This is a genomic window from Streptomyces asoensis (assembly GCF_013085465.1).
GTDB lineage: Bacteria > Actinomycetota > Actinomycetes > Streptomycetales > Streptomycetaceae > Streptomyces > Streptomyces cacaoi_A.
The window spans coordinates 4,595,445-4,607,894 of the sequence record NZ_CP049838.1 but is presented as its reverse complement, the minus strand read 5'-3'; the positions used below and the strand labels follow the sequence as shown (position 1 = coordinate 4,607,894).

The window sequence follows — 12,450 nt, the reverse complement described above, 5'->3', positions numbered from 1 at the left end:
GCGTCCGGCGCGCGAGGAGGAACCGTGTTCCGCAGCGAGTTCGCAGACGTCCCGCCCGTAGAACTCCCCATCCACGAGGCCGTGCTGGGCCGCGCCGCCGAGTTCGGCGAACTGCCGGCGCTCGTCGACGGCACGGACGGCACCACGCTCACCTACGACCAGGTGGACCGGTTCCACCGGCGGCTCGCCGCCGCGCTCGCCGAGGCCGGCGTCGGCAAGGGCGACGTACTGGCCCTGCACAGCCCCAACACCGTCGCCTTCCCGCTCGCCTTCTACGCGGCCACGCGCGCGGGTGCCACGGTCACCACCGTGCACCCCCTCGCCACCGCCGAGGAGTTCGCCAAACAGCTCGACGACTCCGCCGCCCGCTGGATCGTCACCGTCTCCCCACTGCTCCAGACGGCCCGGCGGGCGGCCGAACTCGCGGGCGGCGTCGAGGAGATCTTCGTCTGCGACACCGCCGCCGGGCACCGCTCGCTCGTCGACATGCTCGCCTCGGCCGCCCCGGAACCGCAGGTGGACATCGACCCGGTGGAAGACGTGGCGGTCCTGCCGTACTCCTCCGGCACCACCGGCGTCCCCAAGGGCGTGATGCTCACCCACCGGCAGATCGCCACCAACCTCGCCCAGCTCCGGTCGGCGATGTCCGCGGGCCCCGGCGACCGCATCCTCGCCGTGCTGCCCTTCTTCCACATCTACGGCCTGACCGCCCTGATGAACGCGCCCCTGCGGCAGGGCGCCACCGTGGTGGTGCTGCCCCGCTTCGACCTGGAGAGCTTCCTCGCGGCCATCCAGAACCACCGCATCACCGGCCTGTACGTGGCCCCGCCGATCGTCCTCGCCCTCGCCAAGCACCCGGCGGTCACCCGGTACGACCTGTCGTCCCTGCGGTACGTCGTCAGCGCGGCCGCACCCCTGGACGCCGACCTCGCCGCCGCCTGCTCCGGGCGCCTGAACCTGCCCCCGGTCGGCCAGGCCTACGGCATGACGGAACTCTCCCCGGGCACCCATGTCGTCCCGCTCGACGCCATGCGGGACGCCCCCGCCGGCACCGTCGGCAAGCTCATCGCCGGCACCGAGATGCGGATCGTCTCCCTCGACGACCCCGACAAGGACCTGGAGGCCGGCGAGGCCGGCGAGATCCTCATCCGGGGGCCGCAGATCATGAAGGGCTACCTGGGGCGCCCCGACGCCACCGCCGACATGATCGACGGCGACGGCTGGCTGCACACCGGCGACGTCGGGCGGGTCGACGCGGACGGCTGGCTGTTCGTCGTCGACCGGGTCAAGGAACTGATCAAGTACAAGGGCTTCCAGGTGGCCCCCGCCGAACTCGAGGCCCTCCTGCTCACCCACCCCGGCATAGCGGACGCGGCCGTCATCGGCGTCTACAACGACGACGGCAACGAGGTCCCGCACGCGTACGTGGTCCGGCAGCCCACGTCACCCGACCTCTCCGAAGGAGAGATCGCGATGTACGTCGCCGAGCGGGTCGCCCCCTACAAGCGCGTCCGCCGGGTCACCTTCATCGACGCCGTGCCGCGCGCCGCCTCCGGAAAGATCCTGCGCCGCCAACTGAGGGAGCGTGCATGACGACCGCCCTGGTCGGACGGACCCGTGTCCGAGGAGTCGAGACCCTCAGCCTCGACTCGCCCACCACCCGCAACGCCCTCTCGCGCGCCCTCGTCAGCGAACTGACGGACGCGCTCGGGAGCTGCGACAAGGACGACGACGTACGCGCCGTCGTCCTCACCCACACCGGCAACACCTTCAGCGCGGGCGCCGACCTGAAGGACCCCCCGCCGCCCCACGCGGTGCCCGCGCTGCTCCGGCGGATCCTCGAGCTGCGCAAGCCCGTGGTGGCCCGGGTCGCCGGGCACGTGCGGGCGGGCGGTCTGGGCGTGCTCGGCGCCTGCGACCTCGCGCTCGCCTCGGGGGCGGCGACCTTCGCGTTCACGGAGGTGCGCATCGGGGTCGCGCCCGCCGTCATCTCGCTGCCGCTGCTGCCCCGCGTCGACCCGCGCGCCCTCGCCCGCTACTGCCTCACCGGCGAGACCTTCGGCGCGGCCGAGGCGGCCCGGATCGGCCTCGTCACGCAGTCGGCCGGCGACGGCGACCTGGACGAGGCCCTCGCACCCGTCCTCGACGGCCTGCGCCGGGCCGCACCCACGGCCCTGGCCAGGACGAAGGAGCTGCTCACGGCTAAGGTGCTGGAGGCCTTCGTCGAGGACGCGGGCGAGATGACCAGGCTCTCGGCCTCGTTGTTCGCCGGCCCCGACGCCCGCGAGGGAATGACGGCCTTCCTCGAACGACGGGATCCTCCATGGGTGTTGTGACCACGGACGACCGCACCCCGGACGACCGCACCCCCGGCGACCGCACCCCCGCCGACCGTGCCCCGGGTGACCGCGGGCCGGGTGACCGGGTGCCCAAGCAGGACCGCAGCCGGGCCACCCGGCAGCGGCTCCTGGCGGCCGCCGTGGCCTGCCTCGCCGAACGCGGCTGGGCGGGCTCCACGGTCTCCGTCGTCGCCGAACGCGCGGGCGTCTCCCGAGGCGCGGCCCAGCACCACTTCCCCACCCGCGAGGACCTCTTCACCGCGGCCGTCGAGTACGTCGCCGAGGAGCGCTCGGACGCGTTGCGCGCGCTGTTCCCGCAGGGCGCGACGGGCGACCGGCGCGCGGTCGTCACCGCCCTCGTGGGCCTCTACACCGGCCCCCTCTTCCGCGCCGCCCTGCACCTGTGGGTGGCCGCCTCCAACGAGGAGCAGCTGCGCCCGCGCGTGACCGAGCTGGAGGCCCGCGTGGGCCGTGAGAGCCACCGCATAGCCGTCGAGCTCCTGGGCGCCGACGAGTCCGCGCCCGGCGTCCGCGAGACCGTCCAGGGCCTGCTGGACATGGCCCGCGGCCTCGGCCTCGCCAACCTCCTCACCGACGACGCGGGGCGCCGCGAGCGAGTGGTGGCGCAGTGGGCCGGGCTGCTGGACGACACGCTCGGCTGAACCCACCGCCGACGGCCTCCGCCCCGGTCCGACGGCCCGACCTCCCTGCCCGGCGGCCCCGACCCCGCTGTCAGTGGCCGCAGTTACGGTGCGGGTATGGGGGACACCGCCCACCTCGGCTTCGAGTTCTGGAACTGGCCCGGCTCAGCGAGGAGTTCCGCGCTCGTGTGTCCCGGTTCCTGGACGGGCACAGAACGGCGTTCCTGCCGGGCAAGGTCTGAGCCCTCGAGGGGACGGTCCGGTCAGGGGCTGAGCCGCTCCACCCGCCAGCTCCCGTCCGCCTCCGCCACGTACCGCAGCCGGTCGTGCAGCCGGTTCAGGCGGCCCTGCCAGAACTCCACCGACTGCGGAGCCACCCGGAAACCGCCCCAGTGCGGCGGCACCGGCACCTGCTCGCCCTCCGGGTAGCGGGCCGCCAGCTCGGCGTAGGAGGCGTCGAGATCGGCGCGGGTGGCGATCACCGAGGACTGGGCGCTGGCCCAGGCCCCGAGCTGCGAGCCGTGCGGCCGGGTCCGGAAGTACGCGGCGGTCTCGTCGCGCCCGGTGCGCCGCGCCACGCCCCGCACGATGACCTGCCGGGCCATCGGATGCCAGGGGAAGAGCAGCGAGACGTACGGGTTCTCGGCGAGGTCGCGGGCCTTGTGGGAGTCGTAGTTGGTGTAGAAGACGAAGCCCTGCTCGTCGAAGTGCTTCAGCAGCACCGTGCGGGAGCCGGGCCGGCCCTCGGCGTCCGCGGTGGAGACGACCATGGCGTTCGGCTCGAAGAGATGGGCCTCGACGGCCGCGTCCTTGAACCAGCGGGCGAACTGCTCCAGGGGCGTGGCGGCCAGCCCGGCCTCGGAGAGCCCCTCGGCCCGGTACTGCTTGCGCATGGCGGCGGGATCGGGGACGGGGCCGGGGGAGACGGCGTCTGCGTCGGTCACGTGGTCATCTTGCCGTATGGCCCACCGCCGCAGACCGACCCACCAAAGGTGGCACTGAGTGCCGCGACCACTCCCCAAAGGTGGCACTCGGAGATATGGTGCAGAGGCACCCGGCGCCGCCGTCCCGTCCCCGGTGGGGTGCCGGTCGGGTGACCGACGGCCGCACGGGGCATCAGTGGAGTACCGCCCAGGACCGCGAGTCCTCGCACCCGAGGTGCACAGGACCGTGGAGCCTCCGGCGCCGCCCGTCGCACGCCCGTCGCACACCCGTTGTCCCCCACGACCCGCCGCACCCGTCCCGCCCCCCCACCTTCCGCCCCACACATCCCGTCCCACACCCTTCGTTTCACACCTTCCGTCCCGCACATCCCGTCGCACACATCACGAGGAGCCGCCCGATGTCCGACTTCGTACCCGGACTCGAAGGAGTCGTCGCGTTCGAGACGGAGATCGCCGAACCCGACAAGGAGGGCGGCGCCCTGCGGTACCGGGGCGTCGACATCGAGGACCTGGTCGGTCATGTTTCCTTCGGCAACGTCTGGGGCCTGCTCGTCGACGGCGCCTTCAACCCCGGGCTGCCGCCCGCCGAGCCGTTCCCGATCCCCGTCCACTCCGGCGACATCCGCGTCGACGTGCAGTCCGCGCTCGCCATGCTCGCGCCCGTCTGGGGCCTCAAGCCCCTTCTCGACATCGATGCCGAGCAGGCCCGCGCGGACCTCGCCCGCGCCGCCGTCATGGCCCTCTCCTACGTCGCCCAGTCGGCGCGCGGCCAGGGCCGACCGATGGTCCCGCAGCGGGAGATCGACAAGGCTCAGTCCGTCGTCGAGCGGTTCATGATCCGCTGGCGCGGCGAGCCGGACCCCAAGCACGTGGCCGCGGTCGACGCCTACTGGACGTCGGCCGCCGAGCACGGCATGAACGCGTCCACGTTCACGGCACGCGTGATCGCCTCGACAGGTGCCGACGTCGCCGCCGCCCTGTCCGGCGCCGTGGGAGCCATGTCGGGCCCGCTGCACGGCGGCGCCCCCTCCCGCGTCCTCGGCATGATCGAGGAGATCGAGCGGACCGGGGACGCGGAGGCGTACGTCAAACAGGCCCTCGACAAGGGTGAGCGGCTCATGGGCTTCGGCCACCGCGTCTACCGCGCCGAGGACCCACGCGCGCGCGTGCTGCGCCGTACGGCCCGCGAGTTGGGCGCGCCCCGCTTCGAGATCGCCGAAGCCCTGGAGAAGGCGGCCCTCGCGGAGCTCCACGCCCGCCGCCCCGACCGGGTCCTGGCGACGAACGTCGAGTTCTGGGCGGCCATCATCCTGGACTTCGCCGAGGTCCCGGCGCACATGTTCACCTCGATGTTCACCTGCGCCCGCACGGCGGGCTGGTCGGCGCACATCCTGGAGCAGAAGCGCACCGGCCGCCTGGTCCGCCCGTCGGCCCGCTACATCGGCCCGGGCTCCCGCAACCCTCGGGAGATCGAGGGCTACGGGGACATCAGCGGCTAGGACGGCCCCGGCCCGGCCGACGAAACACGGGACCACGGGCGGCATCCACAGGCGTCACACGCGGGATCACACGCGGGATCACACGCGGCATCACGCGGGGCTGAGCAGCTCCGCGTGATGCCGTTCGGCCACCAGGGGGTGGGCCCGCAGCTTGCCCTTCAGCTCGTTGAAGCCGTACTCGGCGAAGAGCGGGTTGGCCGGGTCGTCGGTCACGCCGGGCGCGGCGGAGGCGTGCGGGAAGGGCAGCGGCTCGACGCGGGCGTCCAGACGGGGGTTGTAGAAGAAGGGCACGGAGAACCGCTCGACGGCGCTCGGCGGCGACACGACCCGGTGGTTGGTGGCCACGAGATACCCGTTGGTCGCCACCTCCAGCAGCTCGCCCAGGTTGACGACGAAGGCGCCCGGCAGCGGTGGGACGTCATGGAACAGCCCGTCCGCGCGCTGTACCTGGAGCCCGCCGACCCGGTCCTGGAGCAGCAGCGTCAAAAACCCGTAGTCCTTGTGCGCGCCGACGCCCTGACCAGTGCCGTCGCCCGCGCTTCCCGGATACCGCACGAGCTTCAGATGCGGATGCGCCCGCTCCCCGAAAGCCTGGTCGTAGAAGTCGACGGGCGCCCCGATCGAGGTGAGCAGCTCGTGCAGCAGCTTCTCGGCGACGGCGCTCAGCCGCTCGATCCACGCGAGCGCGGCGGTCCGCAGCGCCGGCAGCCCGGCGGGCCACTGGTTGGGCCCCTCCAGCCACCAGTAGGCGGGCTCGTCGGGCCCGGGTGTCCGGGCGGGCCGCTCGGCCCCTATGTCGAGCTGGTCCCGCCAGTCCTGCCGCCCGCCGGTCCGCTCGTCACCGGTCCGCGTGTAGCCGCGGAAGTGCGGCGAGTTCACGTTGTCGATGGCGAGCCGCTCGGCCTCGGGCAGCGCGAAGAAGGCCCGCATGGCGGACAGCAGCTCGCCGGTCTCCCGCTCACCGACCCCGTGCCCGACCAGCTGGAAGAACCCCACGTCGTGCGCGGCACTGTGCAGCTGAGCGTGCAACAGCGCCCGCGCCCGGGGACCGCGGTCGGCGGCGGAGAGATCGATGATCGGCAGTTGCTGGTACGACGGGTTCGTCATGGTACGTCCGCAGGTGTACGGGGCCCGGCCGCCGCTGTGGGTGGGGCGGCGCACGGGTGCCAAGTGGGCAAGAGGGAGGGGGAACGCAGGCGGATGGGAACCGCGGAAGGGGCTGGAAACTCAGAGGGAGCGTCGACAGCCCATGCTCGTGACGCGGACGTAGTCCACGTGGCGGCGTCGAACGAGCGAAAGCATGCGCCCAGGGTACTGCCTGACGAAAGATCCGTACGTGGCGCGGATCACGCCCCGCAAACCCTGCGGACGGGGGGCCGGGAAAGCGGAGGGCCCGGAAGCGGCGGGCCGGAAAGCGGAGGCCCGGAAAAGCAGGCGACCCGCGAGTCTGGTCCTCGCTCAGGAGGGCCGGCCGGACGTACCGGCGACTCGCGGGTCGGGTGACTGCGTTGAATTGGCCGGTTGCGTGCAACTCACACACGCTGGTCCGGCACCGCACTCAGTGGGCGACGGGCCACTAGCCCGCAGCCACCTCCGACGTCCGGTGTGCATACATGCTTCGGACCACCTCCTTTCCTTCGGTACGCCACACCCTAGGAACCCATCTCCGGTCGCTCAAGTGTTTTTCTGGGATGTTGACTCGGCGGACCCGGAAAACGATTCCCTGCTCGCGTGACTGATCTTCGTCTGCGCACCGAGGTCGTGGCCGGTGAGACCGCGCTCGAACAGTGGCGGCACGTCCACAACACGATCGTGCCGCCGGCCGCGATGTCCCTCGACGAGGTGCGCGAGCGCGCGGGGCGCTACCGGCTGGAGAACGCCTACGTCGGTGACGTCCTCGTCGGCTGCTCGACCGTGCGGCCGCCCGAGGGCGACGAGGCGGTGGCGACCGTCATCGCGCGCGTGCTGCCCGCGTACCGGGGGCGCGGCCACGGCGCCGCCCTGTACGACCACGCTCTCGCCCACGCGCGCGTGCTCGGCGCCCGGGTGGTCGAGACATGCGTGCTGGCCGTCAACGAGGACGGCCTGCGGTTCGCGCGGGCGCGCGGTTTCGTCGAGGTCGAGCGGTACGTGCTCGACGGCGGGACGGCGGAATGGGTCGACCTGCGGCTCCTGCCCCGCCATGACTAGGGCGCGGTACAACGATTCCTCTGCAATCTTGCGGGAACCATATGTGGGCTGCGTCACGTTCGAGTTGAATGAGGGCAAGTGAGCGAACCTGCAGGGGGTCCAGGTGAGTGCTTCCCGACGTAGTGGGACCACCGACGAGCTGGGGCCGGACGAGCCCGAGCGGTCGGGCGGCGACGGCCCCACGCCCCCGGAAGGCGCGGAGACGCCGGTCGGTCCGGTCGGCCCGGACGGCACCGATCTGCTCGCCGCGCTGCTCGACGGCATGGACGCGGCGCTCTGCGCGTTCGACGGCGACGGCATCGTCACCCACTGGAACCGCGAGGCCGAGCGCATCCTCGGCTGGAGCGCCGCCGAGGCGGTCGGCCGGCACGGCTTCGCCGGATGGGCCGTGCGTGAGGCCGACGCCGAGGACATCGAGGGGCGGCTGATGTCCGCCATGCACGCGCCGGGCCGCCAGGTCCACGAGTTCGCCCTGCTGACCAAGGACGGCGGCCGCGTCCTCGTACGCAGCCAGTCCGCCGCCGTGCGCGGACCCGACGGCAAACCCGCGGGGCTGTACTTCGCGTTCAGCGAGGTGCACGCCCAGATCGACCTGGAGCGCTCCATCGCGCTCAGCGAGGCCCTCTTCGACGACGCCTCCTGGGGGGTCGTCCTGGTCGACGCCGACCTGCGCCCCGCCGTCGTCAACGCGCACGCCGCCCGTGCGCTCGGCACGGGCCGTACGGCCGCCCTGGGCCGCCCCCTGGGCGATCTGCTCACCCGGGGCGTCGAGGAGCTGGAGAACGCGCTGACGCACGTCCTCGCCGAGGGCGCTCCGCCGGCCCCCGCCGAGCTGTGGGTCGGGGTGCGCACCCCGGAGGGCGAGAAGCGGCGCTGCTGGCGCAGCGGCTTCCTGCGGCTCGCCTCGCCGCTCGCCGAGGAGCCGGTGCCCCTCGGGGTCGGCTGGATCTTCCAGGACGTCACGGAGGCCAAGCAGGGCGAGCAGGAGGCCTCGCTGCTGCGCTTCCGCGCCAACCAGCTGCACCGGGCCGCCCGCGCGGCCGCCGAGTGCGAGGACCCCGCCGAGGCGGCCACCGTGCACCTCGACTTCGCGCTCGCCGGGTTCGCCGACCACGCCCTGGTCGACCGGGTGATGGGCGGCGCCTCGGCCGACGCGGAGGGGGCCGGGCCGCTGCGGCTGATGCGGGTCGCGGCCACCCCGTCGGGCGGGCCGGGTCCCAGCGCGCTCACCGGACACCGGGGCCTGCCCGTCCGCTACGGCGAGGCGCACCCGGCGCTCCAGTGCGTGGCGCGGGCCGGTTCGGTGCGGGCCGGGGTGGGCTCCGCGCCGGCCGACGAGGCGCGGGAGTGGGCCCGGGCGCGCCTGTGGCCCGACGACACGGTGCACGCCTTGTGCGCGGTGCTGCGCAGCCGGGGCCGCACCCTGGGTGCCGTGACGTTCCTCCGCGGCGGTGGCCGCACGGCCTTCGAGCGTTCCGACGCGACCTACGCCGAGGATGTCGCCGTCCGGATAGCCGCGGCGCTGGACCTCGCCGATCTGACCGGGGCGGCCGACGCGGCGCGCCGGGGCGAAGGCGCCTGACCCGCGCGGTCGGGTGGTCGGTCCGTCGGTCGCGCCGCCGGGTGGCGGTGGCGCCGGTTCAGTGGCGGTAGAAGATCCGGTCCCGGTACTCCTCCATGATCCGCCCGTTCCAGTCGTGGCCGCCGTCGACGTTGCCGGAGCGCAGCAGCGGGGGCTCGATGCCGCGCTCGGCGAGGACGCCGGCCGCGGTGGCCATCACGGCCTGGAGGAGGGCCGAGGTGACGACCGTGGAGGCGGGGGCGAAGGGCGCGGGGACGGTGTCGAGGGTGAGCTCGGCGTCGCCCACCGCGATCTTCGAGTCGAGGACGACGTCGCAGTGGTCCTTCAGGAAGGTTCCGGAGACGTGCCGGGACGTCGTCTCCGAGGCGTAGGCCACCGACGTCAGGCCGATGACCCGGACGCCCAGGGCACGGGCGTTCTGGGCCATCTCCACGGGCAGGGCGTTGCGGCCGGACAGCGAGATGACGACGAGGGCGTCGCCCGCGCGCAGGGGCGAGGTGTTCAGGACGGCGCTCGCGAGGCCGTCGACGCGCTCCAGGGCGGAGCCGAGGGTGGCGGGGGTGACGTCGACGCCGACCACGCCCGGGACCGCGAGGAGGTTCATCAGGGCGAGGCCGCCCGCGCGGTAGACGACGTCCTGGGCGGCGAGGGAGGAGTGACCGGCGCCGAAGGCGAAGAGCCGGCCACCGGCGGCCACGGTGTCGGCGAGGAGCGTGCCGGCGGCCTCGACGGAGTCGGCCTCCTCGTCGCGGGCCCGCTGGAGCAGGGCGATCGCGGCGTCGAAGAACTGGGCGGCGAGCTTGCGGTCGCTCATCCGAAGGGCCCCTTTGCCGTAGCGGGTGTCCGTGTCGCGGATCACCGTGCGGTCTGGACCAGTGCGCTGTCAATACGCCCGGTGGCGGTGGGGCGGCCGGGGTGTCGGCCGGCCTCGCGGTCGGCGCGCGCGCCCCGATGTAACCGCCTCGTTTCAACGGCGCGGCACGCTTGTCAGTGGTATCCGGCAGAATTGACTCCAGGGCCAGCGCACGCGTCGGAGAGCCGTTCAGCCTTCGGCAGAGCCGGCAGAGCTAATCGAGGGGCACACATGTCCGGACTGATCGACACCACGGAGATGTATCTCCGCACCATCCTCGAGCTGGAAGAGGAAGGCGTGGTGCCCATGCGTGCCCGGATCGCCGAACGCCTCGACCAGAGCGGGCCGACGGTCAGCCAGACGGTGGCGCGCATGGAGCGCGACGGTCTGGTCTCCGTGGCCAGCGACCGACACCTCGAGCTCACCGACGAGGGCCGCCGGCTGGCCACGCGCGTGATGCGCAAGCACCGCCTCGCCGAGTGTCTCCTCGTCGACGTGATCGGCCTGGAGTGGGAGCAGGTGCACGCCGAGGCCTGTCGCTGGGAGCACGTGATGAGCGAGGCCGTCGAGCGTCGCGTGCTGGAGCTGCTGCGGCACCCGACCGAGTCGCCGTACGGCAACCCGATCCCGGGCCTGGAGGAGCTGGGCGAGAAGGACGGCGCCGACCCGTTCCTGGACGAGGGCATGGTCTCGCTGGCCGACCTCGACCCGGGCCTGGAGGGCAAGACGGTCGTCGTACGCCGGATCGGCGAGCCGATCCAGACGGACGCGCAGCTGATGTACACGCTGCGCCGCGCGGGCGTGCAGCCCGGTTCGGTGGTGAGCGTGACGGAGTCGGCGGGCGGTGTCCTGGTGGGCAGCGGCGGCGAGGCGGCCGAGCTGGAGTCGGACGTCGCGTCCCACGTGTTCGTCGCGAAGCGCTGAGCTCCGTCCGGGCGGGCGCGGGACGTCGTCGGGGCGACCGCCGGTCGTCGCCGAAACGCTGAGCATTGTTCAACTCCTGGGGAGCGTGGGGAAGTTGGGGTGTTCCGTCGATCTCGTCGAATCGCAGATTCCCTGTGTCGAATCGCAGCGCTCCGGCGCTTCACGTGCCAGGCTGTCGCGTGGGGCATATGACCTGAGGGGGGCCGGATGCCGTGCCGCGGAGCAGTGGAGAGCCCCGGTGCCGTATGGCACCGGGGCCTGTCCTCCCCTGTACTGACCCGGAGCCCCGAGCTCTCAGGGTCATTCCCCTCGGACCGATTTCCCCGAGCGGTCCGCCTCCCGTTGAAGGTCTCCCCTCGGCAGCGGCGATCATTCCTTGAGGGTGGTCACTCGAACGAGGGGTGTTGTGCGCGGAGAGTGCATTTCTCGAAAGGCCATTCGATAGCCTGCGGGTGATTGAAGGCAGTACGAAGGCATCGGAAGCGCAGCGGTATGACGGCTAGGGGGGTGCCAGGACCTATGGCGCGACGCATCGACGTGACCGGGGCGGGCGGCGTACGCCTGGCGGCCTGGGAGTTCGGTGACCCGCCCAAGGGCGACCCGGCGAAAGCGGTGACGGAGCCCGTGATTCCGGTCCAGTCCGTGCGGAAGCGGGCGGGGGGCCGACCCGCCGAGCCCATCGAGAACGGCGCCGGAAGCAGGCCGGGCGTCCTGTTACTGCATGGTCTGATGGGCCGGGCCTCGCACTGGGCGTCCACCGCCCGCTGGCTCTCCGAGCGGCACCGCGCGGTCGCCCTCGACCAGCGCGGCCACGGCCAGAGCGCGAAGTCGCCCGAGGCCGCCTTCACCCGCGAGGCCTATGTCGAGGACGCGGAGGCCGCCCTGGAGCAGCTCGGCCTCGCCCCGGCCGTCCTCATCGGCCACGCCATGGGCGCGCTCACCGCGTGGCAGCTCGCCGCCAAGCGCCCCGACCTGGTGCAGGGCCTGATCATCTGCGACATGCGGGCCTCCGCGCTGGGAGCGGCCTCGCAGCGCGAGTGGGGCGACTGGTTCAAGTCCTGGCCGGCCCCCTTCGCCACGCTCGCCGACGTCCGCAAGTGGTTCGGCGAGGACGACCCCTGGGTGGAGCGCCCGAACCCGTCCCGGGGCGAGTTCTACGCCGAGGTGATGCACGAGTCGCCGGACGGCTGGCGTCCCGTCTTCGAGCCCGAGCAGATGCTCAAGTCCCGCGAGACCTGGGTCTACGACGCGCACTGGGAGGAGCTCACCCAGGTCCGGTGCCCGGCGTTGGTGGTGCGTGGCCTGGACGGCGAGCTCGGCCGCGCCGAGGCCCAGGAGATGGTGCGGGTCCTGCCGCGCGGCGCGTACGCGGAGGTCGCCGACGCCGGGCACCTCGTGCACTACGACCAGCCGGAGGGATGGCGCACGGCGATCGAACCCTTCCTCGACGCCGTACTCACTCCCGAAGCCTCCTGAGG

At 72.9% G+C, this 12,450-nt stretch carries 11 protein-coding genes; 8 read left to right on the top strand and 3 right to left on the bottom strand.

Features of this window, described 5'->3' with window-relative positions; all coding sequences use genetic code 11:
- The first annotated feature begins 24 nt into the window (after positions 1–24).
- Genes G9272_RS20490 through G9272_RS20480 form a run of 3 tightly spaced genes read left to right on the top strand, consistent with a single transcriptional unit; the run spans position 25 to position 3,001 of the window.
- Complete coding sequence (locus G9272_RS20490; RefSeq protein WP_171397942.1) at positions 25–1,593, top strand: 4-coumarate--CoA ligase family protein; 1,569 nt, start codon at positions 25–27, stop codon at positions 1,591–1,593.
- A complete protein-coding gene (locus G9272_RS20485; RefSeq protein WP_171397941.1) occupies positions 1,590–2,336 on the top strand; it encodes an enoyl-CoA hydratase family protein in 747 nt (248 codons plus the stop codon). The genes G9272_RS20490 and G9272_RS20485 overlap by 4 nt, the downstream gene beginning before the upstream one ends.
- Positions 2,324–3,001 (top strand): TetR/AcrR family transcriptional regulator, encoded by a 678-nt coding sequence (locus G9272_RS20480; protein WP_253267869.1) that lies wholly within the window; start codon positions 2,324–2,326, stop codon positions 2,999–3,001. The genes G9272_RS20485 and G9272_RS20480 overlap by 13 nt, the downstream gene beginning before the upstream one ends.
- Before the next feature lie 242 nt (positions 3,002–3,243).
- Here the strand turns inward: G9272_RS20480 and pdxH are convergent, their stop codons facing one another.
- Positions 3,244–3,924, bottom strand: a complete 681-nt coding sequence (gene pdxH / locus G9272_RS20475) for a pyridoxamine 5'-phosphate oxidase (RefSeq protein ID WP_171397940.1) — start codon at positions 3,922–3,924, stop codon at positions 3,244–3,246.
- 398 nt (positions 3,925–4,322) lie between these two features.
- Here pdxH and G9272_RS20470 point away from each other — a divergent pair, with 398 nt between their 5' ends.
- On the top strand, positions 4,323–5,423 hold the full coding sequence (locus G9272_RS20470) for a citrate synthase 2 (protein WP_171397939.1): 1,101 nt from the start codon (positions 4,323–4,325) through the stop codon (positions 5,421–5,423).
- A gap of 90 nt (positions 5,424–5,513) precedes the next feature.
- Here the strand turns inward: G9272_RS20470 and G9272_RS20465 are convergent, their stop codons facing one another.
- Entirely contained in the window at positions 5,514–6,530 is a 1,017-nt protein-coding gene (locus tag G9272_RS20465) for an isopenicillin N synthase family dioxygenase (RefSeq protein ID WP_171397938.1), read from the bottom strand.
- 624 nt (positions 6,531–7,154) lie between these two features.
- Between G9272_RS20465 and G9272_RS20460 the strand changes: the two genes are divergently transcribed.
- Together G9272_RS20460 and G9272_RS20455 are read left to right on the top strand one after the other, a co-directional pair.
- A complete protein-coding gene (locus G9272_RS20460) occupies positions 7,155–7,613 on the top strand; it encodes a GNAT family N-acetyltransferase (RefSeq protein WP_171397937.1) in 459 nt (152 codons plus the stop codon).
- A gap of 103 nt (positions 7,614–7,716) precedes the next feature.
- Positions 7,717–9,195, top strand: a complete 1,479-nt coding sequence (locus tag G9272_RS20455) for a PAS domain-containing protein (RefSeq protein ID WP_171397936.1) — start codon at positions 7,717–7,719, stop codon at positions 9,193–9,195.
- Positions 9,196–9,253: 58 nt separating this feature from the next.
- Here G9272_RS20455 and G9272_RS20450 read toward each other — a convergent pair whose 3' ends face one another.
- Positions 9,254–10,009: an SIS domain-containing protein gene (locus G9272_RS20450; protein ID WP_171397935.1), complete on the bottom strand. Its 756-nt coding sequence runs from the start codon at positions 10,007–10,009 to the stop codon at positions 9,254–9,256.
- A gap of 270 nt (positions 10,010–10,279) precedes the next feature.
- Here G9272_RS20450 and G9272_RS20445 point away from each other — a divergent pair, with 270 nt between their 5' ends.
- Together G9272_RS20445 and G9272_RS20440 are read left to right on the top strand one after the other, a co-directional pair.
- Positions 10,280–10,972 (top strand): metal-dependent transcriptional regulator, encoded by a 693-nt coding sequence (locus tag G9272_RS20445; RefSeq protein ID WP_020130217.1) that lies wholly within the window; start codon positions 10,280–10,282, stop codon positions 10,970–10,972.
- Between the two features lie 519 nt (positions 10,973–11,491).
- Positions 11,492–12,448 carry an alpha/beta fold hydrolase gene (locus G9272_RS20440; RefSeq protein ID WP_171397934.1) on the top strand — a complete coding sequence of 319 codons (957 nt, stop codon included), beginning with the start codon at positions 11,492–11,494 and terminating at the stop codon, positions 12,446–12,448.
- Positions 12,449–12,450 lie beyond the last annotated feature (2 nt).

What these genes read in the sequence shown, in the direction of transcription:
- G9272_RS20485 (WP_171397941.1), top strand. Translation starts at nt 1,590, where the DNA reads ATGACGACCGCCCTGGTCGGACGGACCCGTGTCCGAGGAGTCGAGACC.
- G9272_RS20480 (WP_253267869.1), top strand. Translation starts at nt 2,324, where the DNA reads ATGGGTGTTGTGACCACGGACGACCGCACCCCGGACGACCGCACCCCC.
- G9272_RS20470 (WP_171397939.1), top strand. Translation starts at nt 4,323, where the DNA reads ATGTCCGACTTCGTACCCGGACTCGAAGGAGTCGTCGCGTTCGAGACG.
- G9272_RS20465 (WP_171397938.1), bottom strand. Translation starts at nt 6,530, where the DNA reads ATGACGAACCCGTCGTACCAGCAACTGCCGATCATCGATCTCTCCGCC.
- G9272_RS20450 (WP_171397935.1), bottom strand. Translation starts at nt 10,009, where the DNA reads ATGAGCGACCGCAAGCTCGCCGCCCAGTTCTTCGACGCCGCGATCGCC.
- G9272_RS20445 (WP_020130217.1), top strand. Translation starts at nt 10,280, where the DNA reads ATGTCCGGACTGATCGACACCACGGAGATGTATCTCCGCACCATCCTC.
- G9272_RS20440 (WP_171397934.1), top strand. Translation starts at nt 11,492, where the DNA reads ATGGCGCGACGCATCGACGTGACCGGGGCGGGCGGCGTACGCCTGGCG.